Source organism: Mesorhizobium sp. M2E.F.Ca.ET.209.01.1.1 (assembly GCF_004010375.2).
In the GTDB taxonomy this organism is placed as follows: domain Bacteria; phylum Pseudomonadota; class Alphaproteobacteria; order Rhizobiales; family Rhizobiaceae; genus Mesorhizobium.
The window spans coordinates 43,531-69,434 of the sequence record NZ_SADP02000028.1 but is presented as its reverse complement, the minus strand read 5'-3'; the positions used below and the strand labels follow the sequence as shown (position 1 = coordinate 69,434).

General features: G+C 58.7%; 13 protein-coding genes, 3 pseudogenes and 1 riboswitch. Of the genes and pseudogenes, 7 read left to right on the top strand and 9 right to left on the bottom strand.

Annotation, left to right across the window (positions count from 1 at the left end; translation table 11 throughout):
- From EN852_RS31520 to EN852_RS43395, 3 genes and pseudogenes are all read right to left on the bottom strand, one after another.
- A pseudogene (locus tag EN852_RS31520) lies at positions 1-502 on the bottom strand (phosphomethylpyrimidine synthase ThiC); the annotation flags it as partial.
- Between the two features lie 103 nt (positions 503-605).
- A riboswitch (TPP riboswitch) is annotated at positions 606-722 on the bottom strand.
- Positions 723-843: 121 nt separating this feature from the next.
- Positions 844-1,071 carry a hypothetical protein gene (locus EN852_RS31515; RefSeq protein WP_245454713.1) on the bottom strand — a complete coding sequence of 76 codons (228 nt, stop codon included), beginning with the start codon at positions 1,069-1,071 and terminating at the stop codon, positions 844-846.
- Between the two features lie 662 nt (positions 1,072-1,733).
- Positions 1,734-2,195 carry a hypothetical protein gene (locus tag EN852_RS43395; RefSeq protein WP_306283303.1) on the bottom strand — a complete coding sequence of 154 codons (462 nt, stop codon included), beginning with the start codon at positions 2,193-2,195 and terminating at the stop codon, positions 1,734-1,736.
- An 898-nt stretch (positions 2,196-3,093) separates the two neighbouring features.
- On the opposite strand from EN852_RS43395, the pseudogene EN852_RS42640 reads away from it, so the two are divergent.
- The 3 genes and pseudogenes from EN852_RS42640 to EN852_RS31495 all read left to right on the top strand — a co-directional run bounded on the left by EN852_RS42640 (position 3,094) and on the right by EN852_RS31495 (position 5,182).
- Positions 3,094-3,616 (top strand): annotated as a pseudogene (locus EN852_RS42640) (SMC-Scp complex subunit ScpB).
- 533 nt (positions 3,617-4,149) lie between these two features.
- Positions 4,150-4,800, top strand: a complete 651-nt coding sequence (locus EN852_RS31500; protein WP_126057624.1) for a DUF433 domain-containing protein — start codon at positions 4,150-4,152, stop codon at positions 4,798-4,800.
- Between the two features lie 4 nt (positions 4,801-4,804).
- The gene (locus tag EN852_RS31495) at positions 4,805-5,182 is read left to right on the top strand and encodes a DUF5615 family PIN-like protein (protein ID WP_126057625.1); all 378 of its coding nucleotides are present in this window, start codon (positions 4,805-4,807) and stop codon (positions 5,180-5,182) included.
- Between the two features lie 21 nt (positions 5,183-5,203).
- Here EN852_RS31495 and EN852_RS31490 read toward each other — a convergent pair whose 3' ends face one another.
- From EN852_RS31490 to EN852_RS31480, 3 genes are read right to left on the bottom strand one after another with little or no spacing between them, the layout of a single operon-like run.
- Positions 5,204-7,837: an ATP-binding protein gene (locus tag EN852_RS31490; RefSeq protein WP_126063810.1), complete on the bottom strand. Its 2,634-nt coding sequence runs from the start codon at positions 7,835-7,837 to the stop codon at positions 5,204-5,206.
- The gene (locus EN852_RS31485) at positions 7,834-8,958 is read right to left on the bottom strand and encodes a DNA repair exonuclease (RefSeq protein ID WP_126057626.1); all 1,125 of its coding nucleotides are present in this window, start codon (positions 8,956-8,958) and stop codon (positions 7,834-7,836) included. The genes EN852_RS31490 and EN852_RS31485 overlap by 4 nt, the downstream gene beginning before the upstream one ends.
- Before the next feature lie 13 nt (positions 8,959-8,971).
- Positions 8,972-14,935, bottom strand: coding sequence for a DUF3320 domain-containing protein (locus EN852_RS31480; RefSeq protein WP_127880090.1), 5,964 nt, complete (start codon positions 14,933-14,935; stop codon positions 8,972-8,974).
- Between the two features lie 671 nt (positions 14,936-15,606).
- On the opposite strand from EN852_RS31480, the gene EN852_RS31475 reads away from it, so the two are divergent.
- A complete protein-coding gene (locus tag EN852_RS31475) occupies positions 15,607-18,291 on the top strand; it encodes an AAA family ATPase (RefSeq protein WP_126063811.1) in 2,685 nt (894 codons plus the stop codon).
- A 21-nt stretch (positions 18,292-18,312) separates the two neighbouring features.
- On the opposite strand, the gene EN852_RS31470 is transcribed toward EN852_RS31475, so the two are convergent.
- The gene (locus EN852_RS31470; RefSeq protein WP_186815491.1) at positions 18,313-18,642 is read right to left on the bottom strand and encodes a hypothetical protein; all 330 of its coding nucleotides are present in this window, start codon (positions 18,640-18,642) and stop codon (positions 18,313-18,315) included.
- 59 nt (positions 18,643-18,701) lie between these two features.
- Here EN852_RS31470 and EN852_RS31465 point away from each other — a divergent pair, with 59 nt between their 5' ends.
- The 3 genes from EN852_RS31465 to EN852_RS31455 are packed head-to-tail and all read left to right on the top strand — an operon-like array spanning position 18,702 to position 23,280.
- Positions 18,702-20,159: a metallophosphoesterase gene (locus tag EN852_RS31465; RefSeq protein ID WP_126057628.1), complete on the top strand. Its 1,458-nt coding sequence runs from the start codon at positions 18,702-18,704 to the stop codon at positions 20,157-20,159.
- Between the two features lie 2 nt (positions 20,160-20,161).
- Entirely contained in the window at positions 20,162-22,228 is a 2,067-nt protein-coding gene (locus EN852_RS31460) for a hypothetical protein (protein WP_126057629.1), read from the top strand.
- Positions 22,225-23,280: a hypothetical protein gene (locus EN852_RS31455; protein ID WP_126057630.1), complete on the top strand. Its 1,056-nt coding sequence runs from the start codon at positions 22,225-22,227 to the stop codon at positions 23,278-23,280. Before EN852_RS31460 ends, EN852_RS31455 begins: the two co-directional genes overlap by 4 nt.
- A 606-nt stretch (positions 23,281-23,886) precedes the next feature.
- Here the strand turns inward: EN852_RS31455 and EN852_RS31450 are convergent.
- A complete protein-coding gene (locus EN852_RS31450; protein WP_024504268.1) occupies positions 23,887-24,945 on the bottom strand; it encodes a class I SAM-dependent methyltransferase in 1,059 nt (352 codons plus the stop codon).
- Positions 24,946-25,002: 57 nt separating this feature from the next.
- Positions 25,003-25,223, bottom strand: a pseudogene (locus EN852_RS31445) (insulinase family protein); the annotation flags it as partial.
- Positions 25,224-25,904 lie beyond the last annotated feature (681 nt).

Sequence of the window (25,904 nt, the reverse complement as noted above, 5' to 3'; positions counted from 1 at the left end):
GGATCGCCGCGCCGAAGGCTTCGCCGTCGCGTTGCAGCTTGCCGCGCATCACCTCGCGGCCGAGATTCTCGCGGATGGCTACGAACTCCATTTCTGGCGTGATGATGCCGGCGCGCGCATAGGCAAGTTGGGTCACCGCCTTGCCCTGCTTGGCCTTGAGCGGCCGATTGCGTATCGGAAATTCCGGTGTCAGGCGCTCGCCGGTGGCGAATCCATTGTCTTCCGGCCGGACGTGGCGGCCGTCATAGGCTTCGACATCGCAACGCGCCGTGACCCATTCGTGGCGAAGCCGGGCAAGGCCTTTTTCGATGCTGGTTTGGACTGATGGATCGGTGTAGGGGCCGGACGGATCGTAGACGGTGACGGGCGGTTCGCCGGCCGTCGGATGGACGGAAATCTCGCGCATCGGCACCCTGATCTGCGGGTAGAGGACGCCGGGCTTGTGGATTTTCCGCGAGGCGGGCAGTGGTCCCGTCGACACGGCGGGGGTGAGGGCATTCATCGTGAGGCTCCTTTGCTCATGCATTGGAGACCCAGTTCTGTGCCGGAAGGATGAAAAGACGCTTCTGTAGACCTGCTGCAGCAGGACCTCGGGCGTAAACTCCCGCAAAGCGCTTGCACCGTCCCTACGCCAGTATGAACTGGATCAGGTTCAACGGGTCACTGCGCCGCGAAAGCCAGCAGTATCTCAGCCCCTTACCGGGACTCCCCTGGTGAATGCCTCAAGTTGAATGGGCCGGTGCTGCTTTGTCAAGCGCCTTCGGGCGCCTTCGGGCGCCTTCGGCCGGTGGCGACGTCCGGCGGCCGGCCGAGCGGAGAGCTCGCGCATGCATCGGGGACAAGTCACGCCCCGTAGACCAGGGCTGGAATGGCCAAAGTCTCATTCGCTTCGTGAAGGATGGAAAAACTGTATCGGCCATGTGCGTCGAGATCGACCGAGTAGCTCAGGCGGTCACGGATGTGGTTATCCTGGTCGAAGGCGACGATTTGCGGCTTCAGCGAGGTGATTTGCACCACGTCCAGGTAGATGGAGTTGCAGATATGATCTGGTCGTCGGGCTGGCAGGTGCAAGCGGCCGCTCTATTCAGGATGCGGCATCGGCGGCGTTCCCGATACCAATGATATCTTGCGGGCAACTTATGCAATCACCGGCTTCGTAAAACCCGACGGCGGCGGCCGTGTCCTGGCGCTGAGGATGTGCCGCTGTTCCAGCAGAGAAATCGCGTGGGCGCGGAGTTTTCGCTCTGCGAGGAAGAGTTGACGCAATCGTTTAGCTTGCTTGCAGTTCGTAGAGACCCGCCTTTGAAAGCAACTAAGCTATTGCATTGATATGTTGGTGCGCGATCGATCGCTACATAGCCGGCCGCCATTATCCGAGTATTGATCCGCCGGTGTTCGTGTTGCCGTATATGGCAATCCCTGCGAGATCGTCGCGGCCGGATCGGCCGCACCCTCTAGTCATAAAAGGGGAAGCGACCGAGAATTCCGCTGCCGAAAACTTCTCTGGCTTGGCTATGCATGCGGTAGATGAGATCGCCGCCTACCGCGACCTGGTCGAGGAAGGCATCGACGCCCAGTTCGGACAGCCTGGTTATCGCAATGCGTTAGCGGCTCAGACTTGCGGTCTCGAGAGCGGCCTTTGGGGGTCACCTCTTTTTTGTTTCAGAGGTTGGAAGACGGCTGCTCGTTACCCAATAGAAATGGCGACTACGGAACGCGATCGATCGCGGCCATCAGGAAACACCTGTCTTCGGCTCAACCTCGACATGGCGTCCGATCGACCGCAGATATACAGCTATCTCGTCCATGAGATGATCGCGTTCGCCGTAGATCTCAGCAATCCTGCGCAGCTGTGGCTCGACGGACCTCCGTTGCGCCGGCGTCAAATCAGCATCGCCAAAGACATATCCCAAGTTGCCAATCGCGCAAATGTTGCAGCCGGCCTCCACAACTGCTTGCACGAATGCCGGAATGTCTTTTTCTTGCATAGTCTTCATGTCGAACCTCTCGTGAATGGCGTGCTTGCGCGCCCATGCTGCCTTTTCAGCGTGTCCTCTGGGCGGCGCAAGCCTTGAGCGTAATTGTGCCGGGCAACCTCGACTATCCCGTCTGCCACGCTCTTTAGAGTCGGTGGGGTCTGGTGATTGCAGGCTGGGCCACTCAAAAGCCTGCAAGAAGAAAGTCATGGCGACCATTGCTCAAGATCGCGAGGGTGCGTGCAAGACCTTCCGTTGGCAGTCATGCACGCTCACCCAGCAACTGGGTATTGAGCAACTGGGTCTCACGTCGCGGGTCTCGTGTGCTTCACAGCCGAAAATAAGGTACCACCGTGGCTATTCTCAAGTGCAGGCTACCTCTTCAGGACACGGCGGAGTGCCTTCCGACGCACCCCTGGTGCAACGTGCGACCTAACGAGACACATCTCGTTCGCGTTCCCTCGACCTTTCTTCGTATTGCTGCTTGCCCTGCGATTTCAGGCCCTCTGCTAGCTTCTCGGCCGCTCTTTGGCCTGCAATGTCACTATTCAAGATCATATCCGACATCCCTGGATGGTCATAACCGTAATGCGCATGCAGTTTCCCTCACGAGCAGCGCCTATCCGTCGATTAGTTCGTCTTCCGGAACCCGAAGCCCTTTTTATCCGGCGTACCTATCCACCATTCAACCGGTATACCTTTCCCAACTTTGGCGGACCATTTACCTCAGGCATGATCATCTCGCGTGACATTTTTTTTTGGCGCCATCATCGCACGTGGCATTTTCTAAAAACCAAGACGTGTCAATTTGTAAAATCAAGGATGCGGCCGCGCCCGTTGCGAGGATTTGCAGGTAGCTCTTCAGCCCCAACACGATGTGTGAGGCGGCGGTGGAAAAGGCAACCGACGGCGTCGACGCGTCCTTTGATGATCGCAAGCGATATGCTTCGTCGCGAGCCCAGATTGCGGTCTCGGGCACAAGGCGAGATCACAGTTCTGCGATCTGTGGTAACGCGAGCCCGCAAAGCGCCGCTGCGGCCACCGCTTTTGGAATCTGGACGAGATTCGTCGTCGTCTGAGATCAGTTGATCGAGCAGTTCGCGCGCGCGGGACGCGCTTGCGGTGCAGTCTCTCCCGCGAGCTCGCCCGTGACCTTCTCATCGACGACATCCGAGAGCTGCGCGGACGGCCCTATGACCTCGTCGCTGTCGCCGGCGGCTGGAAGCACCTGACACGGCCGGCCTATGCCGATGCCATCCGCGCCTGCGGAAGCAGCGGGCGTGCCGTGGACCTGACGTGGTCGGACGTGCTGATGCTGATGTGCATCGGCACTTCCAGCCGATTACCCGCGCCGAATTGTCGTCGGTTTTCGGGAAGTAATCAGTCGCGACCTGATCGGCCATCTGCGGCACCGGCCTGATCGCGTCGAACCCGCGCAGTCCGACGCCCGGCGCTCCCTACACCTATGTGACGACAAAAGCGTCCTGCTCGAGTTCGGCCTCGACACGCTTCGCGATCTCCCGGACTGCGAGGCGCTCGAGGATGCCGGGCTGCTGAGCAGAGATGAGCTGCTTGCTGGTGAAATTATGCCAGAGTTGGCTAGTGGCCATGAGGATGCGGGTTTGGATACGGAGGAATAGCTTGGCGCTGCAGACGCTGTGGCCACCGGGCTTGCGAGTGCTTCCAGCTTTCCATAGCGAATCTAGCGCGCCCAAGGGCGTCCGAAATTTGTAGGCAAATTTCGGACATGGACACGGTCAGCGACGTCAAGCAGGCAGCGGTATGCGGCCTCTGCACCGCTGTCGCCCAAAAATTCGTGGCCATGGGCAAGCCCCACTTGAGACCCCCAGAGAGAACGCTCGTGAGCGATGGAAACGGTTTTGGTCCAAAGCTTGATACAGATGGCCTGCAGATGGGTGTAGGGTTTCAAAGCGCTCGAAGACGCGCCTTCGCAGAGTTAAAAGTCCGCGACGAACTCGTGTGTCGTTTGTCGCCAACTGCAAATTCGATAGTTAGCGCAATTATACTGCGCCGAGTCTGCCATCTCGAGCCCCAAGGGTTTGTGAGGCCTCTCGGCTCACCACCGCCTTTGCTAACCGCCGTGATTCCAAAGACGCGTGCCTTTACGGAGGGGGTCAAACGGCCTATATTATTCTTTATAAGGAGAAGAATAATGGGCACACTTGCTCGCATCTACACCCCCGCAGAGGCAGCCGCCGTCAGCGGGATAGGAATCAAGGCCGTGCACAATGCGATCGACAAACGCATTGTCGATACTGTGCCAAGCACTGCTCGGCGCATCGGTGGGGTCGTCCGACGGGCATTGACCGGCGAGGATTTGCTGCGGCTCAAGCTTTGGTATGGCGTGGGTGCGACATTGCCCGCTGATCGTCGCTACCGCCTGTTCGAGGAAATCAAAGCTGCCCCAAGGGCCAAGACCGTAAGGGCCGACGACCTGCTGATCGTCGACGTCGCCGAGGCACGTAAACAGCTCAAAGCGCGCATCGTGGATCTTGATGAAGCGGAGGCCGCCATCGGCCGCGTTAAAGGGGTGATGGGCGGAGAGCCTGTCTTCAAAGGAACCCGCATCCCTGTTCGTATGATCACGACGATGCTAGCGCAGGGCGCAGATGAAGCGGAGGTTCTGGAGGGATATCCGAAGCTAACGCCGCGCGTGATTGAGCTCGCCAGAATGTGGGTCGCCGCGCACCCGGTTCGTGGGCGGCCTAAGAAGCTGGTCGAGCAGGGCGTGAAAATAAAGTCGTCGAAGCGCGTGGTTTTGAAGGGCGACCCAGGTCCGTCGGCCAGGTCGAGACGCGTGTGACCTCGTGAGGTTTCTGATCGATGAGTGCCTGCACACGTCTCTGGTTGCGGTAGCCCAAGAACGCGGACATGAAGCAAACCACGTCAACTGGCTTGGGCTAAGCGGCGAAACCGACTGGGACCTCATGCCGCTCATTATCGATGAGGATTTCACCTTCGTCACCAACAATGCTAAGGACTTCAGGAAGCTCTATGCCAAAGAACCGGTTCACGCCGGCCTGATTATCGTCGTCCCTCAGGTCGGGCCTGAAAAACAGAGAGAGCTCTTCGATGCTCTCCTCGAGGATCTTGGCCCAGAGGAATTCCTGATTAATGAAGTTATCGAAATCGAGATCGAAAACGGCATTGCAATCGTAACACGATACGATCTGCCGTCGCCCTAGCTGAGGCTGCGCGATCTCCGCTTATGACCGACCCGGTTGCCAGTCGCTCATCTGCAAAATGTTACCGCCGAGTTTTGCAAACGCGCGTTGGCGGCAGGAGAAAACGAGAATCTGCTGATCGTGTGATTGACGATGCAAAGCGTCGAACATGCGCTCGATGCGGTCGTCATCGGAATAAACCAAAGCGTCATCCAGGATAACCGGTGTGGGTCGGCCGTCGCGGGCAAGCAAACGGGCGAAGGCCAGACGTGTCAGAACCGAAAGCTGTTCTCGCATGCCGCCACTCAACCTATCGACATCCTCATCCTGACCATTGCGGCGAACGGTCTGTGGCAACAGTGTGTTCTCGTCGAACACTATGGAGATGTCATCGAATAGCAATCCAAGCAGCGGTCGCAGCTCGGACATGACCGGCTTCAGATAAAGATCGCGTGCCGTCGAGCGCGCAGCGACCAGCGTCGTGCGCAGCCGGTCGAGGACGGCTTTTTCGAATTCGAAGCGTCTCGCTCGCTCTCCAGCGATTTCCAATTTTTCTGTGGCCTCGCGCAAAGCTTCTTCCACCGCGTCGTCGGACCGAGTGCGAATATGGCCATTGAGATCGGCCAGGGTTACACGCAACTGACTTGCTTCCTGTGTGGCGGCATCCTGAACCGAACGGGCGCGGCGCAGAACGGCTTCAGCGCTGGTGAGATCGCGAGCGCCGTCGCGCAGGGGAGCAGCGCGCATTTCGGCCGCTTCGCGCAGCTTTTGTCGTGCGGTGGCCTCGGTGAGCAGCAAGCGCCCCTTTTCCTCGCGCGCTGCATCGGGTCCCAATATGACCTCGAGGCTGGTCAGTTCCGCCTGGATGGTGACATAAGCCGTCTCCGCAGCCATGACAGCCTCGTCGGCATGGCTGCGCAAAGGCAAGGCCTCGCGCACGCTGTTGCGTGTTGTCGCCACACGCTGCTCGGCTGCGGCATGATGTTGCCGGATCTGTTCTGGATCGACTTTGAGTTCGAGGTCCCCGGCCCCGAGGGCACTCAGACGAGCAAGCTCCTCGTGTAATTGCTGTATCCCCTTGGGCGCGAGATCGGCAAGTCGCTGACGCGCCAAGCCCAGTTCGGTAGCTTTGTCGCGCGCTTCCACTAGGCGCTGGCGTGCCGTCCTGAGGCTATCGACACCGAGGGACGCAAGCAGGCTGCGGTGCTTCGCTTCGGCGTCTTCGATGGTCCGGTCGGCCTGCTGCGGCCGATTCGATCGCAGGGTCAAGGCTCCGATGCCGGCAATATCCAGGCGTACGGTGCCAGCAAAGCTTTGGTCTTCTGCATGGGGCAAGGGCTTGGCATCGATGGTCACCAAATCGGCGGCGCCGTCCCGGTATTCCATGCATAGCGTCGGCAGGGTTGCCAGGTGAGCTGCACGAAGGCTGGCGATCTCGATTTCGAGCGCCTGGAGTTGCTCGACAGCTTGTTCCGGCACCGCCAGCATCGCCAGTGCTGCCTCTCCATCTTCGATCTGGGTTCTGGCGACTTCGGCTTGTTTCAACCGGTTGTCCGAGCCGGCCAGTTGTTCGGCAGCGTCACGCGCCAAAAGAGTCGCATCCAGCCGCGCGAGCAATTCGCGTGCTTCGCGCTCTTCCAGTTCGGCTGCTTGAACTTCGCCCATCGCTTGTTCGTTTTCGGCAATGGCAGAAGCGCGCCGATCGAGAACCTCACTGCGGCGAAGCTGCGCAATCGTCGACTGCTGGCGCAAATCCGTGGCTCGTTTGAGCGCGGTCCGAAAACTATCGAGGGCCTGCTGCGCCGCGTCGTGGTGAATTGCGGCAAGGGCAGCTTCCGCCTCGGCGGCTTTCAAGGCTTCGCTGTGCGATTTGGCGGCCTCGACTGCGGCTTCCGCGGCCGAGATGGCTTCCCGCCGAGTGGCGCCTTCTTCGGGGTTTTCAAGCTCAGACAGACGCGCCAACGCCATGCGCCGCTTGTCGAGCGAATCGCGCAGACCGGTGACTTCGGCGCTGAGACGCTGCTCGTCTTTCACCAGCTTGTCACGCTCGTCGAGCGCTGCCGCATAGAGACCGCCGCTCTTGGGACGCAGCGTTGACGTAACCAGGCTATAGAGTTCTTCTTCACATGCCGCGGCGATTTCGGCCATGCGTCGCCCGCCGGTCAGGGCTTCAACTTCCCCCTGAACCGAGGACAGTAGGCTTTCGCGCACGCGTTTTTCGCCGTCCTCCTCGCTTTTGCTGCGCCTTTCGATGCCGGTGACCCCTTGGCGAACCCAGAGCAATCCTGCCGGTCCTGCGCTTCCGCCATGGATTAGTTTGCCGATAAAGGCTTCGGCCTCATCGGCTTGAGCCAACAGTCGCCCGCCGTCGAGGTCAATAACGCTGGCCAGCCTGCCGCCATAAAACTGCTTGGCAAGTCGATAGCGTCCTTCTGAAGTGGTGATGTCGGCCTCCACCACCGGATTGCCCCCACTGTAAGGCCGCAACAGTCGCACGCCTTCGGGTGTGCCCGTGTGAGGCTGGAAAAAGAGTGCGTGCAGCGCTTCGAAGAAGGTTGATTTGCCGAACTCATTGACCGCGCAAAGCACGTTGACGCCGTCGCCGATGTTTTCGATGGCGACGCCTTGCCCGGCGAACCGTTTGACGTTGTGGAGCCGAAGGGCCGTAAGTTTCATGATCCCATCGCCTCGCAATAGCTGAACAACCGAACCAGTGCTTCTCGCGATATGTCGCGTTCGACAGCCGACCGGGTTTCGTCGCTGCTTTCATCCAACAGTGCCTGCGCTGCCTCGCGAAGGGCACCAGAGCGGTCGATCCGATCCAAATCGCCACTTTCGCAGTCGGTCGCGAGCCCGTCCCCGTCCAGTTCCAGATAGGCGAAGTCGGGCGCGGCTACCGCGATCGCCGCTTGAAGGATCGTTCGCCCACTTAACCGCACCCGGCCAGACGCGGCAATTCGCAGCAAAGTCTGACGCCGCAGATGAGCCGGTGGAAGCAACGCTTCAAATGCCGCGGCGCTGTCGTCGCCAGACAGCAGATGCAGGGGAGCGGTTTTCCAGGAAAAGCTAGCTGTTTCAACGGCCACGATCTCGGGCACGGCGCCAGGCCCGGCAATGGAAACGACAAGGGCCTGACCGGGTGTATCATGCTTGAAACGGTCAGGTTCGGGCGCACCGCTATAACGGCTGCGCTCATTGATGGTGACGGGTCCGTGCCAGTCGCCAAGTGCCAGATAATCGAGGCCGGCCTTAGTCGCGCGATCTGGTGCAATGACATCGGACGCTGCTGAATCTTCGGAAAAGTTCTGAATAGCGCCATGAGCAAGGCCGAGCCGGATGGCGCCTTGCGGCGTCGCGGCGCTGTTCATCCACTCGGTAAGGTCGCGACCGGGTCTGCGGGTGGTGCAAGGTGCAGGCAGCAGCGCCACGTCCGCGCCAATGGTCAGGGTTTCGGGCCGCGTCGCCAGCAGGACATTGTCCGGCACAACGCTGTCCGCTGCACTCCACAATTGATCAGCCAACAGGGAATCATGGTTGCCAGGCAGCAATATCCAGCGCAGAGGCGCGCTCTGGCTCATCTCGGCCATGGCCTGCCGCAACATCGCTGGAGTGGGCGTTTCGGTATCGAACGTATCGCCGGCCAGAAGTATGGTGGATGCACCATGGACGCGTGCCTGCTCTGCCAGCCGGCTGATCGCGCCATGGCGCGCTTCACGGAGCCGCCCGCGCAGATCCTCTGGCATGTTGCCGAACCGCTTGCCGATATGAAGATCGGAGCTGTGGATGAATCGAAACATGGAGTCTCCGAGACTATGTCGATGCCAGGTTGCGCTGGGCGCGATCGATGGCTTCATCCAGCCGGGAGCGTGAAATCGCCGCAAGTCGCTCGACACCGAGCAGACGTGCAAGGTCGAGAGCGGGGTCGGACTGTTCCAGAATGTCCTCGTTCGCAACGACGACAGCGGCCAGCTCGGCGATTGGAATGTCGGCAATGGACCGGCGGGCATCGGCATCGAACGGCATGCGATAATCAAGCAGGTCGACCACCGTCCCTCTCTTCCATAGGAAGCTGCCGCTGGATTCTTCAGTTCTATCGAACTCGCGCAGATGCAGGTCGATCCGCTCCCGAATCTTGTTGCCCGTTCTGAGCCAGCCATGCGCCCGTGCGATGCGCTGCGCAAGGACGTCATCTCGCAGAGGTCCTTCCTGCTCGATCACCGCGTCGACCATGGACCGCAGCGTGCCTCGGTAGACGAAGTCATAAAACTGATCCGGGCTGGTGGAAAATCCGGTTAGATCAGTCAGGCGATAACGGCCGCCCGTCGGTACGGTATCATGCGTCGAATGCGCGGCCGCAGGCAAAATTCCTGCAGATGCCGATGGGCGCTCTCCCGTCGCGAGGGGAGCGGCGACAAGTTCTGGCTCTGATTTTATCGACGGATGTTCCGGTTCGCCGGCCGATGCTAGGTCTTCGGCTGGCAATGGGTCCATGGGGTCGACCTTATGTCCCATGTCCCAATGGATCGCGGCTTCACTTTCCTGTTGTTCAGCCTGTTTGCGACGGCTTTCCTCGAGCAGCGCGGCCAGGCTGGCATGAAGCCTCTCGGTGCAACCTTCGAGATCAAACCACCAATCGGTTGACCATACCCGGACAATGTTCCACCCGAGGCCGCGCAGGACCTGCTCGCGGACCTTGTCTCGATCTCGCGCCGTGGCAGAACTGTGATAGGTCGCGCCGTCGCATTCGACCCCAGCCAGATAGGCGCCGGCGAGATCGGGATGCCGGATCCCTATATCCACTCGAAAGCCCGAAATGCCGACTTGAGGAACGATGGTCCATCCGCGCTTCTCAAGCTCGGCAGCGACGGCCTCCTCGAAAGGGGATTCCAGGGCTCCGACCGATCCGCGTTCCTGCGCTGGCAATGCCACAGCGCCGCGTTCGGCAAAATCGAGAAAGGCTTTGAGATGCTGTACGCCGATCGCTTTGGTTCGGTTGGGGTCGATCTGGTCGGCGGCAAAACCTGAAAATACGATCAGTTCCTGCCGCGCACGCGTCACCGCGACATTCAGCCGGCGTTCGCCGCCGTCCCGATTCAGCGCGCCGAAATCCATGCTGCGCTTGCCGGCATTATCTTGCGAAAAGGTGATCGAAAACAGGATTATGTCACGCTCGTCCCCTTGGACATTTTCCAGATTCTTGACGATGGCGGGCTCAATACGCTCGTCGGCAAAGAACCATTCAAGCTCCGGCTCTGTCTGGCGTGCCTTGTCGAAAAGGTCGAGGATGAGCGACTGCTGTTGCGCGTTGAAAGTGATGACTCCGAGCGTGGGTCGGTCCTTTTCCGGTAGGGCCAGCCAACGCCGCATCCTGCTGACCGCCTCGTCGGTTACCGCTTGGGCTTCGATTCGATTGGTGCGGCTTTTGCCACGGTCATAGATGCCGGTCGTGATTTTTCGCAGCTGAACTGCCCGATCTTCCACCGTTGGCGAAGGGAATGTGATGAGCCGGTTCTGATAGTAGTGATGGTTGGAAAAGGCGATCAGCGACTCATTGCGGCTACGATAATGCCAGCGCAGGTCACGTACCGGGATGCCGGCCGCTTTGGCTTCGTCGAGAATGCTCTCAAGATCCTTTTCGTGTTCGACGACTTCCTCGTCCTCCTCGTTGCGGCCAAAGAAATTGGTGGGCGGCAACTGCTTGGGATCGCCTACGATTATGGTTTGATGGGCTCGCGCGATGGCACCGACGGCGTCCCAGGTGGTGATCTGCGATGCTTCGTCGAAAATCACCACGTCGAACAGGGCTTGGTCGGGCGGTAGATATTGAGCGATTGAAAGAGGGGACATCAGCATGCACGGCGCGAGCTTGGCAAAGCTCGTCGGCATCGCGCCAATCATCTCGCGGATTGACCGGCTGGGCCGCTGCAATTCCATCTGATGGCGCAACAGGCCCAACTCGGAATTGCGCGGGACGCCTTGCACAGCCGGCAAACCATGAGCGATGGCACTGATGACGCGAAGGCTTGCTTGAGCGCGGACAAGATCGTCGATTTCCCGGAAATCTTCGATGGCGTGCTCGTGCTGGAAGCGACGGAAATTCCGCAGCACCGGATCGGCATCCAGCGTGGCCGGCAGCCACCAGCGTACATAGGCCAGGCGGAACGCGGATTGAGCTTCAGCTGGTCGCACTAGACCCGCCTCGATATCGTCGACCAACGCTCCCAGATTGTGACTGACAGCCCTGCGACGAATGCCGCACCACGAAGTCCAGTCCCGGAGAAGATGACGGGCGTCGAGCAAGTCTCCCATCGCAGTCGTCAATTCGGTCAGCGGGTTATCATGTTCTGCCCAAGAAGGCGTCTTTCCAGCAGGGATCGCAAATTGGGTCTTGGCAGCCTCGAATGCTGCAGAAGCCGCAAGGAAGCGGGCTGCCCCATAGCGCATCGTGCTATCTGCTGCACCGCTTCGCAGGCTCGGGGCGGTTGCTTGCAGGAGCGCTTTGAAATCCTCCGTGCCGAGGCCGGGCAGGCGTAGCGTCTGTCGAAGCCTTTCGGCCATCGAGAGTATCTGATCGATACGGTGGGTGTCGGTATCAAGTGCGGCAAATCCGATCGGCTTCCCAGATAGGATGTTGGCTTCGACAGTGGCCCGGCGGTCCTGCATCAGGCGCAACAGCAGCAAGTCGTGCTGAGGATCGGCTACCCCCTCTGTGACATAGCCTTGAAGCAGCTTCTGGACTTTGCGTTTGCCCAACTGACTGTTTGGCCAGAATGCAGAAGCGGCCTGCTGCCATTGCTGCTCTATGTCCTCCACCCGTATGCGCGCAAAGGCAGCCTCGTCATAGCGGGCCGACAGGTCCTTGCGAGACTTGCGATAGTCTCCGATTGCCTCATTGAGAGTGGCGAGGGCTCCCCGCAACTGGGCGAAATCTCGATCAAAGACAATGCTGACGTCATAGCCGGCACTGTCCTGGAGTGCCGCTGCTAGTTTTCGCAGCGCTTCGAGCTCCGCTTTTGACGCGTCGCCTTTGGCGCGCAGGCCGATGCTCACCAGGAAGGCGTCGAGTGCGGTCGCTAGAACCTCGGACGCATTCTTGAGGGTCTTTGCCCCTTCGAGCAAATTGTCCTGCCAGCCTGACGTCCACTCGGTGACATCTATAAGACGCAAGACCGACCGCATCTCCACCGACTGAAATGCGAGACCTGTTTCGGCGGCAATATGCTCCAGCGCCAGCCGGTTTGCCTCGTCATGGGAATCGCGCGATGGCCAGGACAATCTCGGAGCGTGCTGCCGCTTGTTCTTGAGAGCGATGCCGAGCGCCAGATAAGGCGTCAGACCATTGACATGGTGCCGATGCAGCGCTTCGACATAGGCATTCAGTTCGTCGCGACGGACGCGAAGCCGCTCGTTGATCGCAATCCACTCCGCTGCGTCCACGCGCACGCCGCTTTCCCAGCTGATCCTGAGCTGGGTGAGAAAGTTGCGTCGGTCCGCCTTGCTGGAATGGAGTTCGAGACAATGCGCGCCCAGGCCATGTTCGCGCAGGCGGCGATACACCACATCGAGCGCCGCCGTCTTCTCGGCCACAAACAGCACGGTTTTGCCAACTGAAAGACAGTTGGCAATCATGTTGGCAATGGTCTGGCTCTTGCCAGTGCCGGGAGGACCGATGATGACAAAATCGCGACCCTCAGCGGCGGCAAGACTTGCGGCGGTCTGTGAGGAGTCGGCCGGCAGCAGCAAAACCATGTCGGACGGGGCATAGTGCCGGTCGAGTTCGCGCTCGTCGCGGAATGATGCGCCATTGCCCTCGAAAGCTATCTCCGGCGTGTCGATCAGATGGCGCACGACACGGTTTTCGCGCAGCGCATCGGTACGCTCGACCAGATCCTTCCACATGAGAAACTTGGCGAAGGAAAAGGTCGACAGCGCCGTCTCGTCCACCACCTCCATGCCGGGGACGTCGCGCACTGCCTGGCGCATAAGACCGAGCAGCCTCGGCACATCAACGCCGCTTTCGTCCTCGGGCAGCTCACCGGAAAACTGTGGCAGTTTGAGCTCGAAGTCGCGTTCGAGAAACTGCAACAAGGTTGCGTTGAATCGCGGTTCATCTTCATGGAAGCGCAAGGTAAAATGCGATGTTGCGCTGCGGCGCTCGATTTTGACCGGTACGAGCAGCAATGGCGCGCGATAGCTGCGCTCGTCCTCGGCCTTCTTCTTCCAGCGCAGGAAGCCGACCGCCAGGAAGAGCGTATTCGCGCCGCCCTCGGCAAAATCGTTGCGCACTTGCCGGTAAAGATCGATCAGCCGGGATTCCAATTGACGCCCATCGAGCGTCGACGGGAGCTCGTCGCGCAGAAGCGCTTCCGCGGCAAAGCCACGCTGGAGGTCACGTCCGTGCACCTCGCGATAGAGGACAGCATCCCGCTCGCCCAGTGGATTCTGTTCGGGGAGCGAAATCAGCCGGATCGAAGCGCCTGCCATCAGACGGTCCTCGAGGTAGCCGACGTCAGTACAAAGAAACGGAATTGTCTTCTTGGAGTCCGGAAAATTGAGCAGGCGGTTCCGCAGTGTCAAATCGAGGAGCTTTTTCTGCCAGCGGTCGATCCGTCCGGCCGCTGTCGTCGGCTTTACCTCGACGATCTCGACCGGCAGGGCTACCACGGCCGGTGCGGCTGGCAACGGCAACGCGATTTCGGTTGCCGCCTCTGCATCCACGCTGCGGCGCGTCGGTTCGTGCGAAGCAAGCGGTGTGATGCCGCCGCTGCGCGAGCGGCGTATATCGATGGCTGCGACAAAGGTGGCTACCTGCGTTTCGTCGAGCCGCTGTTCGATTGCGTGTTGGGCAGCCTCCAACGTCATCGCCGGCCGATGCGTCACGCCTGTCGTCTCAAACACGATGAGTTCGCGCGATGCCAGCGCCTTGCGGACCTCCATGGCATCGGGTTCAATGGCGTTGGCGAGCGTCCTTTGTGTCATCCAGACGCCGACGGCCGCGTGTCCCTGAAACATCAAAACGACGGGATGCAAGCCCGTCGCCTCCAGGGCGGACGCGAATAACAGACTGGTATCGAGACAGGTTGCCAGCTTTTCTGCCGTAATAATTGAGGGACGTCGAATTTTTTGGCCGCGGCTTTCGAAGCTCGCAGGTGGCTCTGCATAATGCAGCGATAGGCCAGCAATGGCCGAATAAATTGCGGCCGCCAGCATGAATGCGCGTTGCGGATTGCCGCTTTGATAGCCATCGAGGCTGGAAGGATGACCATGCGCTGCGAGCAGCTCCGCTGCGGAACGCAGCAGTCCTGCGATCGCCGGGTCGTTCGGCATGACGAATGCGGCGAGCAATTGCGCCATATCGACGACGCCACCCCATTCGTCGCGGGCAAGCAGGCGCACCGCAACGCGCTGCTCGGCCAGCACTGCGCCTCCTGAGGTTAGGCGCAACGTTATCTCCCCGCGCTCAGCCTCGTTGAGACCGGCCAGATAGCCGGCGTCGAGATCGATTTTTCGATCGCTTAAGGGAAGCCGGTCGCCAGCAACGATCCGATCAATTGTCCAGCTTTTGGCGCGCAAAAAAGGGGGGTTCGATGTCAGCTCGAGAGTGCATTTTTCGAAACCCTGCTGGGTCGGGTTGTTGAGCGCGATAGACCGGATCACCGGAATAGCATTTTGGAAGGACGCATATGTAAAGCTGGCGGCGATGTCCGCCACGACTTCTATTACGGGCGCGGCTGATATACCGGCAGCATCGCCAGTCTCCGAACTCGTTTCCATACCCCATCCCCTATTTTCATTTACGATAGAACTTTGCCGCCAGAATTTGAAAGTAAATTCTCGGTATGGTCGCCGCTTATGTCCAGCAGCATAGATTTCTAAAAGTGTTACCGCCCAGATAACGGTCGAAATGGAGACAGGCGATAATCGGTCGTCACGATTGGAGGGGATCCAAAAGTCGCGGAAATCGGAGCGCCGGCGCACGCTGCTGAAACCCAAGACGGGCAGGACGTCATCCGCAAATGTGTGGCGGTCCGGGCGCCATGGACCAAGCGTTGCGCGCCTATCGCGAGCGCTGTCGTGGCGCCTATCGCGGACTCGGACCCAGCCCGACAGTGACGGCGAACCTCGATCGGCCTATCGGTGAGGCGGTCGAATTCCGCCCATAGACTATCGAAAGGCACGCACTTCCAGCTCTATCTCCTCGTACGCGTTGCCGGCTACCTAAATTCGTGCGCGCGGTCCAATGCCTTTGATTGCTGATGTCGTTGTGGAGACGTTTGATCGCTGAAGCATTTGTTTGCTGACCTAGCGGCGCGGGGGGAGGTCATTTATTGGGTACATCTCCAGCACTCTATGTGCGATCGCGAGGAAAATTTGTCCAGACAAGCGAATTCATCGAATCTGGACTAATCAATAAGTATAATGATGGTAAGATTCGGGGGGCAGGAATGGCCGAGGTTGGACTTTTGGAATGGGCGGATAAGCAGCCCGACTGGATTAGGGATGCCTTAAGAAGACACGCCGCGCGGCCGGGCTTCAACCTCGAGCAGGAGGATAAGGCCGGTGTAACAGCTCGGGTCCGCCACGTCGGTGGATTTACCGCTGATCTGCCCGAATGCTCTCCGCTCTCGGCGGAGCATTTGAGGGCCAACAGTTCGAACGAGCCGCGCGCGGTGCTTTGCTCACTCGGCCCCGTCAAGCATTTGAACCGCCTCGCCGAAGAGCAGCAACTGCGTTTCGCCACCGATGGCATCACCATTATCTACGGCGACAATGGAAGCGGAAAGAGCGGCTATTGCCGGATCGCGAAGAAGCTTTGCCGTAGTCTGACGGCGGATGATCTTCTTGGCAACGTGTTCGAGATCGGCACCAAACCGCCAGCCGAAGTGCTTGTCCGGTTTCTCGAAGAGGGTGCTACGGAACCGACCCCCATAACCTGGAAGGACGGAACGCTGCCCCCCGCGTCAATTGCACGGATCTCCGTTTTCGACTCCGCGAACGCTCGCCTCTACGTCGATAAGCAAAACCGTATCGGTTTTCTGCCCGCAGCCATCGCGCTTCTCGAAAGCCATGGACGTCACCGCACCGAGCTCGAAGCCGACTTCCGGGAAGAAATCAAAGCGATCGAAAAGAACCTAAAGACACCATTGCCGAGTGGGTACACAGCTGCCGGCGCGGTCGTAAAGCTGCTGGCTCGTCTCGAAATCAAGTCAAAGGACGTGATGCCTTCCGCAGCCGAAATCAAAAACCTCGCTGCCCTCTCAGAGCAGGACATGGCTGATCTCGCTGGCCTCGAACAGGCTCTGGCAAGCGACCCTTCAACGATGGCGACAAAGCGTCGGCGTGCCAAGGCGGCCTTGGAAAAACTGCTGACTGCATCTGAACAGATCGACGCGGCTCTCTCAGCGGCGGCCCTCGAGATTTATCGCAATCTATATGCAACAGCCGATTCTACAGCGCAGGCTGCACAACTTGCCGCCTCAGGAGCGTTCGCGACTATGCCGTTGAGCGGCGTTGGGCTTTCTCCCTGGCGGTATATGTTCGACCATGCACGAGCCTATTTAGCGAGCGTCACTGGCATCGATCATCAGCACTTGCCAGATCAGGAAGGCGATCGTTGCATGCTCTGCCAGGAGCCGATGACGGCGGACGCCGCGGGGCGGATCCAATCCTTCAATGACTTCGTAACGGGCGCCGCAAATAAGGCGGCGCAAGTCGCATCTATTGCCCATGAAGAGGCCCTGCGCCAAATCAAAGGACTCACCATTGCGACCGGGGAGGCGGTTGAGGCGGCTCTCGGAGAGTTTGGCGATCTGTCCGCCGCACGCAAGGCGATGGTGGCCCTGATCTCGGCATATTATGTCGAGGCAGGTAAAAGGCGTGATGCAATTGTCGTTGCGGCTGCGCTGTCCGAGTACGCTGCGTTCCCGCAACTTGCGGCGCCAGTTGCATCGAAACTCCGAACGGAGGCGGAGGCGCTAGAGGCCGAAGCGCTGACGGACGACAAGGCAGCGGCCGACGACGGGAACCGCGCTACCGATCGAGCTCGTCGCGATACACTCAAGGATCGGAAAAAACTGGGCGACGATCTCACCATCGTTCTCGCGCGCTTGGCGAATCTCGAAGAGCGGCGCAAGCTTCTCTCATGCTGCGATGCTGTCGAAACAGGCTCGGTGTCACGGCAGATGACGTCGCTTCGACGAAGCCTCGTCATGCAGGATCTCGAAAAGCGCGTCGTCGCCGAGATTGAGACTCTGGCGTTAACGCACATCCCGTTCGCAGTTAATGATCGTAGTCAAGATGGGCAGAGCTATTTCGAGGTCGGGCTCAACGCGGCAAAAGCGATCTCAAACAGCAAGGTCTTAAGCGAAGGAGAGCAGCGCGCGCTTGCCCTGGCCTGTTTCTTAGCCGAGGTCGGAGGAGACACATCGCGTCAAGGCATGATCATCGACGACCCCGTGTCATCTCTCGACCATGTTCGGATCAGGCGGGTCGCGGCAAGGCTCGTAAAAGAAGCGGCCACAGGACGTCAGATTATTATTTTCACCCATAATCTTCTGTTCTTCAACGAGGTGGTTGACGCAGCTGCGCAGGCCAATCCGCCGATTCCCCTTGTTCGAAACTACATCAACAAGTCCGAATCTGCCGGTTTTGGCTTGATTAGCGAAACTGACGAGCCGTGGATCGCACAGTCTGTCACGAAGCGCATCGAGACTCTCAAGACGCGCCTGAAGAGCTTCGACGGCGCCACTGATTTCACCACCGATGCTTGGCGAAGGTCAGCGAAGGATTTCTACAGCGATCTTCGGGAAACCTGGGAGAGGCTCGTTGAAGAAATCCTGCTCGGTAAAGTCGTCGAGCGATTTAACAGCGATGTCAAGACACAGAGCCTGAAGGGTGTGGTGGTCGAGGACGAAGACCACAAGCGAATCTATTGGGCCATGAAGCGAGTTTCGGAGCGTTCTGGACATGACATGGCGTCCGCCAAGGCCATTCCAGTTCCAACACCAAACGATATGAAGAGCGATCTTGATGGAATTGACCAATATCGTATCGACACCACCAAACGAAAAAAGGATGCCGAAAAGCGCCGGATTGAATTCGAACAGCCTCCCAAGGCGACTGTACTCTAGCCTAATGACTATTGTCGTGTATTACTGGCCCTCACTGGCTTCATCCTGCTGCGCATGCCGGTGTCCGCCTGCCGCGGGCGAAGCCGACGTGACGAGGAAGTATCGCGAGGGCGCCAAGCCATCAATGGCTGTGCGCTCGCTCTTCATCTTGGATTTCAGCGCCGAGAAGCCTGACCGCTGGTAGTGCTTCGCCTGCACAATGTCGCCGCCGGCAAGGGCATGTCGACCATCCATCGCGTCGTCCGGTCCCTCGGGAAAGGCCTCGAAACGCTTGTCGATCTCGCGACCTACGAGGTCGCGGGCCAAATCCTCAAACTCGTTATGGGACAAACTCGAGAAATCATAAGCCATGCGCCCAGATTGAGTGCCCATTTGGTGGGCAGACAAGCAACCGGGGGCACAATTGCGTCGTGCCTCTCCATTACCAACAAAAAGATAAACGCGCTTTCCAGGCGATGCGGTCGGATGATCGTTTCGCGCTTGGCAAAAGCGAACGGATTAGTCTATGGCTCTCGGCGGGGGGGCGAGTTATGCGACGGGTGCGAATCCTTCAAGTAGGCGATATTCACTATCCGGATTGGCATCCTTCCTCTAGCAACATCGATGCCAAGGATAGCAAGTTCGCTCCGAAAATAACGCAGAAGCTACGCGCGTCTTCGCTGCGTGCCGTCTTGACGAAGCTTCGGCGGCTGACGACTTCGAAGCCCTTGGATTCGATCGCCTTCATGGGGGATTTCACGAGCCGTGGCGACAAGACTTTCATTGCTTCGGCATTCCAGCATTTCACGTTGCTCTGCCGCGCACAGGGGCGCAGTTCAAAGGCGCTTCCGTTGATATTCGTACCGGGAAATCACGATGTGAACCGTGATGACGCGCGCGAACTTGGACCGACTGAGAAATTCAGCGAAATGGCGAGTTTAGCCGCCCGCTTGGGTTGGCAGACCGTTCCCGTGGACCAACCCGTGCACTTCAGACTTCCGACAGGATCCGCAGGCGCAAACTTCATCCTCGTCAACACAGCGATAGGCAGTTGGGAGCTTCAGAACCTTCCCGCGTTCCTTCGTGATCGTCTCGAGGCACTCGGTCCTTCTACAGAACCTGTAGATCTCGGCTCGCCGGACACCTCGGGACATTCGCCCGCGACACCTCCCAGCGATCCAGACAAGGAGGCGTCCGACGACGAGTATTACGGTCAGATGGACACGCCATACATCTCGCGTGAGATGCTTGCAGGCCTACAGGAATTGCTCCAGCAGCCCGACATGCGTTACGGCATCATGATCGGCCATCACAATCTGCTGCCACAAAAGACTCCGCGCATTACGCCATACGCGGAGATGCTCAACAGCGGATTTGTCAGAACTCAGCTGCTGCAGGGCAACAAGCCTATCGTCTACCTGCATGGACACATACATGCCGATCCGGTCGAGATCGTCAACGATCCAAGGTTTCCGGACGGCAAATTGATCTGCATCTCAGCACCAGAGATACAGTCAGGTTTCAATGAGCTCGTCTTCTTCACGACCGATCAGGGAGAGCTCGTCGGCATCCGACTTATACCCTACCGCACCAATGTCGCCGACGGGACGGTCATGGAAGGCGAACATTGCTTCATCTCGACTATGTCCAACGGCAAGGCCTTTCTGAACAACGACACGTTTGACCTGATGCGCCGACTGCGCGACCATGCCACCAGGCGCGGGAATGGGTTACTCTTCTGGGACGAGATCACTGAGATTGCCGCCTCCGCCGAGCTCGGGCTAGATTTGGAAGACTCTCTTCTGATGCTCCAAGCGGCGCGCTTCGTCGAGATAGACGGCCTCACGAAGGCAAACTCGGCTTGGCGCATTAAGGTAAGGGACGAATAGAGATGGAGAATCCGTTCGGCCCCAACAGGATCGAGTACGAAAGTCGCCCGATACTGTGGTTCAGTCAGAAGTCGGCCTTGATTTCTGCCGCCGCCAAGCCGGTCTTCGTCGCAGGGACGAGAGGCAGCGGCAAGACCAGTATTCTTCGCTCGCTTTCCACAGTTCATATCCTCGAAGACAAAAGTCTCGCGGACCAAGTCGGCAAGCTCGGCTGGTATGGCGTCTTCTTCCAGCTCAATGAGACATTTTCGCCCCTAATCGACAACGCGGTTCTGAACCTCATTCCGGAGCGGATACGCTTCGACACGGCCGCCGTGATCCCGCGGCAATTCGTAATCTTCTCTCACTATCTGGAGCTGAAGATAGTCGAACGCCTGCTCGAGAGCATCAGCCAGCTCAGACGCGACAGCCACTTGAAATACCGGGCCTCTGAAGATAGGGACGTCGCCTTGGCACTGCATCGCGAAGTGCTGCACTTCATACCCCAACCTGCCCGTCTCGACTTCTTCAGCATAGATGAGCTGCGGGGTGGGATAACCCGGTACGTCGACGAATGCTTCAACGCGTTCTTCTTTGCCGCCGATGAGGGAGCGACCGGCTTCAGAGCGACAGACCCTGGCGCGATCATTAACAAGGTCGCGACCGCGATCACCCCACTTTTAAATGGCCCATCTTTCGCCGGTGACAGGGCGCCCTTCTTCAAGATCCTGATTGACGACTGTGAGGCACTGACACCGCTCCAACAGCAGTTCCTGAACACCTTGGTGAGGAAGACGCGCGGCAATGTGAAATGGGTCCTCGCCTACATCGGCGGCCTTTACGACACGATCCGGACGATCATACCCGGCCAGTCGCTCTCGAATGCTGACCGGGACGTCGAGAATCTTGATTCAGTCGATCCGAGGGAGTTCGCCACGCTGTGCGAGAACGTGTCGTCGCTTCGGCTCTACTATGCGCTTCCTGACCATCTGCGGAGTGATCTCAAGCGCAACGATGCGCTCAGCGCGTTTTCGCTCAAAAACCGGCTGGGGCGGCTTTCCGTCAATGACATCATCGAGCGGGTTATCATATCGGGTCATTCCGAGGGCAGAGAAGAGCTTGTGGCACTCGCTGATGCAGCACGTGAATTCCTCTCCGTGAATTTGAGGACGGCGGATCAGCAGCAATTCCTTCTTGATCGAAAAGCGCGCCCTTATGCCGAAGGGCTGGCGCTCGCGCTCATGAACCCGGAAATCAAGCGCCGGCCCATGAGCAAGGCGGATGCTTCAAATCTGAAGAGGTCGATCGCCCGGAAACAGGGATGGGCTTTTCTGAAAGCGTGCCAGATGCTGCGTCTGCATGACTACCCGTACGTAGGGCACCAGATCATCACATCATTGAGCGACGTCTGTATACGCGATTTCCTTGATATAATGGGAGAGATCTTCCGCCGCAGTGTTCCGAGTTCCAGTGATCCACGAAAACTGGTGGAATTCATCAACTCGGATTTACAGATTCATCTCGAACAGCAGAGACAGGCTGTGAACGCCGCCTCTCAACGGAAGCTTGATGGACTTCAGGCGCTTTCACATCCGTACGAAGAAGAGAGCGTGCGCATGGTGCGGGCGTTGGGTTACCTGACCGCTCGCCTCCAGACAGAGTTTGCCGAAGAAAATGCTCTAGGAACGACAGAGAGAGGCATTTTCAGGGTTGATCTAAAGGAAATGCGCTCGCTGGTGAACCGACTGGAGCAACCCAGCGGAAAACTGGACGAGGTCCTGCGTCGGGCGGAAAGGGATGGGTTTATCCGGGAGGTCTCCGCCGCCGGCAACTTTGAGGTGGACCGCGCCGACCCCGCATCGAAGGAGATGCTGATCAGATTGCATCGGCGATTTGCACCTTACTTCGGGTTCTCCTATCGCGGCCCGTACGAAATCAACACAATCCCTGCGGCGCAGATGGTCGACCTGCTTTTTACCAGGCATCGGCTCCCAGAAGACTGGGCCGACTCGGTGTTTAAGGAGCTCGTCGCGCGGCCCGCACTCAAGACCGAATTCCAGCACTCGCTTTTCGAGAGCGATCTCGAATGACCGCTTCAACTGTCGAGTATCGAGTCTTCGGCCATCTGGCCGTCACTGAGAAGGCGAGAGATGCAGGTACCTGCGAAACGATGGAGGCAGATATCGCGATCGTCGCGCTTGGATGGGAAACGCGTTTCGCCGCGTTCGAAAACCATCTTGACCTGAAGGTCGGCAAAATCGTGGTTCTGGACTTTGCTCTGAAGGAAGCGAACGTCCCAGCCGTCGAAGAAAACCGGCGAAAGCTCATCGCTATGGGTACCCGATGGGGCGTCGAAGTGACTGCGATCACCCTCGAGCCTTCCATCGAGTATCAGAAGAACATCAATCTCCTCGATCACCTGCTCACTCAGATGGCCGCTTCATGTGGCTCATACGAAGGAAGCCTGCGGAAGGTTTTCGTCGAGTGCTCGACGATGCCGCGAATCTACATCCAATGGCTGATTGCGGTGGCATTCAAGAAAATGTCGATTCAGTCTCTCGAATTCGGGTACGCCGAAGGTATCTACGGGAACGCGATCGGCAAAGAGGATTTTTCCAGCGGCTTGGACCGATACGTCACCGTCCCTCATCTTCAAGGCAGCGGAGGAATGGGCGAAGAGAAAGTCCTGCTCGTGGGGATCGGAGGAGATGCCGACGTATTCTACGGATTGATCGATATCGTCAGTCCGGAACGGATCTCGCTCCTCGTCCCAAGAAGCGAGAAGAATGCGCATATCGATGCTTTGCTCGATCAACAGGTGGCCAAGGTACGTGAAACCCACCGGCTCGAAGATGGCGAAGTTCGCGACATCCAGGCTTTCGGGCTGATGGCCCACCTCGATGCTTTCGAGACGTATCTCGACGGGTTCGGCTCGCGTGCGGTGGTGAACGTTTTTGTCAGCGGCCCGAAGGTTCAGGCCATCGCTGCTGCCGTGCTCGCCTGCTCCGACAGCCGCGTCCATCTCAAGGCACGAATTCCCACCTCCTATGCCCATCGTGAAGTCTCAGCGAATGGGCGGTATCATATCTATAGGCTGATTGACCTGACATCCCCTGCCTGCAGCCTTCCCGGGACGTTCTGACACGATCTTGCATTCGAGTAGCATCATGGTCCCAGTAGCCGTTCCGCCAAGCCTTCAGCGCATGTTCGTGTCGCCCGATCCGGTCGATGGGGGACTAATTCCCACTTAGAAGCTGCTCTACATCAGATCAGGGGAAATGCAGACTGGCAGAATTCCATAATTAGCGACTCAAAACATATACTCAGGCGAGACTGTTTAGCATAGAAATAGTGAGCGCTCTCCAATATGTTAGGCTCTGTCGCAGTAGCGCAACAAGCTCAGTCTTTGGATGGGTGGTATGAGGATGAGACGACTGAATGTGTACAGGCTCAGTCATTTTATCGAGGCTCTCGTTTTTGTCGTAAGCGCGTTCGGTGCGACGTGGCTTACCAGCTTTGTGAACGCGCCATGGTGGGCATATGTGATTATAGCGGCCATCACTATGGGCATGTTCGTAGCCGTGCGTCGGGTCCTTTCTGAGCCGCAACGTATGGGACTCTTGGCACACAACTCGGCAGCGACCTCTGCGTGAACCCAGGCGCCTTGAAAATGTCCCCGATGCGTCCGGATTTTTGGCGGTGATCTTCAATCAAATGCGATGAGCTGCAATTTCTGGCGACGGCCACGCTAAGGGCGGGCCTCCAGCACCATGTTGAACGGTGTCTCCGCGGCGCGACGCAATCGCTTGAAGCCGCCGCCGGTCACAACCTTGCGCAGCCTCGCCTCACCGGCCTGGGCTCCAAGCGCGAGCCCGACTTCCTGCGACACGGATGCGGGCGTGCACACGAAAGTGGAAGCGGCATAGTAAACGCGGCCGACGGGATTGAGGTTCGCCGCCAGATGATCATGCGCGAACGGCTCGACGATCATCCACGTGCCGTCCGGCTTGAGCGATCCGTGGACATGGGTGGCGGCGCCCGTCGGGTCGCCCATGTCGTGAAGGCAATCGAAGAATGTGACGAGGTCATACGTTCCGGGATAGCTCTTGGCGGCCGCCACGTCGAACCGCGTGTTAACGCCGACGCCGGCTACCTCGGCCGCCTTGCGGGCGCGCTCAATCGAGGGGGCATGATAGTCGAAGCCGACGAAGCGCGAATTGGGGAAGGCCTGTGCCATGAGCACGGTCGATGCACCATGACCGCATCCAACATCCGCGACGTCCACGCCGCGTTCGAGCTTCTCGACGACGCCCTCCAAGGCCGGCAGCCAGGAGTCGATCAGATTGGCATTGTAGCCTGGACGGAAGAACCGTTCCGTACCGCGAAAAAGACACGCGCTATGATCGTGCCACCCGACGCCCTTGCCGGACTGGAATGCCTGCCTCACCTTTTCTTCATCGAGCCACAGCGCGGACAGGAACTCGAATGCGCCTGCCATGAAGGCCGGGCTGTCTTCATCAGCGAACACCAGCTCTTGCTCGGCGTTGAGATAGAATTTGTCGCTCGCTTCATCGTAGTCGACGTAACCCGCCGCCGCCTGCCCGGAAAGCCATTCCCTTACGAGGCGTTCCTGGGTGCCGGTGCGTGTCGAAAGTTCGGCGGCCGTCATCTTGCCGCCTTCGCGCAATGCCTTAAACAGGCCGAGTCTGTCCCCCAGCAGGACTCCCGCGCCCGTTGCGATCGCACCGAGATCGCCGACCATTTTCCCCAAGAATGCGTCCAACTTTTCCTGATTCGCTTCAGACATCTGAATCTCCCTTTGGGTTCAATCTCTCCAGGCGACGGAGCCGTGCTCGTCATGAGGCGCCTTGAGCATCAGATGCTCGAAGACATGCAGATATCCCCGGCGGCTCATCCGCGCTGCCGATCCTGCACCAGACCATATCGGTGACGAGCGGCGCGGTGGTCGGGAATGACAGCCACCTCCATGCCGTTGAAAAGCAGGAAATCCGTCACTTTGCCCTCGTCGGTAACCGGCGGAGCCGGAGTGGTCGTCACCAGGGCAAGCCCTGTTGCAGCAGGTATCCTTGGGCAGCCTGTCAGAACATCGATGACTCCGGTTGTGGTGCCGGGGCGGGCGATCAGGGGCCAAGTGATTGTTCCGCGGCGGCTGTATGTTGTGGTAAGGTGATCATGCGAACTCTTGTTGGTCGGTCACGTGTTTTGCGGATGACCCGCATGTACTGTGCCAAATGAGAAAACCATTCAAACGCAATCCAGTAGATCTGACTGTATCCAACATTGTCGGAATTTGGACATCGCCGAACGCGAAGCGCTCGGGGCTTGTGACGATACTTGAGCGTGCTGCTTCGGAGGAGGGATGCGCCTCGAACCGGCCGCGAGGCCTTTTTCTGGCAACGGATATTCCGGCCGGGTTAGGCCGCGAGGAAAGCGACGGTGAATAAGAGGTAGAGGACCAACCGTTTTGAGCGGGTAGTTGCCGTGTTGCGCCCCCAGGCAAAGGCCAGCACCACGGAGCAGTATTTCTGGTGGCGATACTACATCGCCTTTAAGTGCCGGTTACCCGTTTTTACCCAGTTGGCCTGGTGCATTCAGAGCGAGGTCGTTGGAAACCGCTTATTGTGGCTATGAGCAAACTCGGGATGGAGGAGTGGACCCAAAAATTGGCAAAATGCCCCAGGGAGGATTACATGGGTCGCTCATTCCCCGTACTCGTTACAGGTGCGCGTCGCTACGCAAACAGCT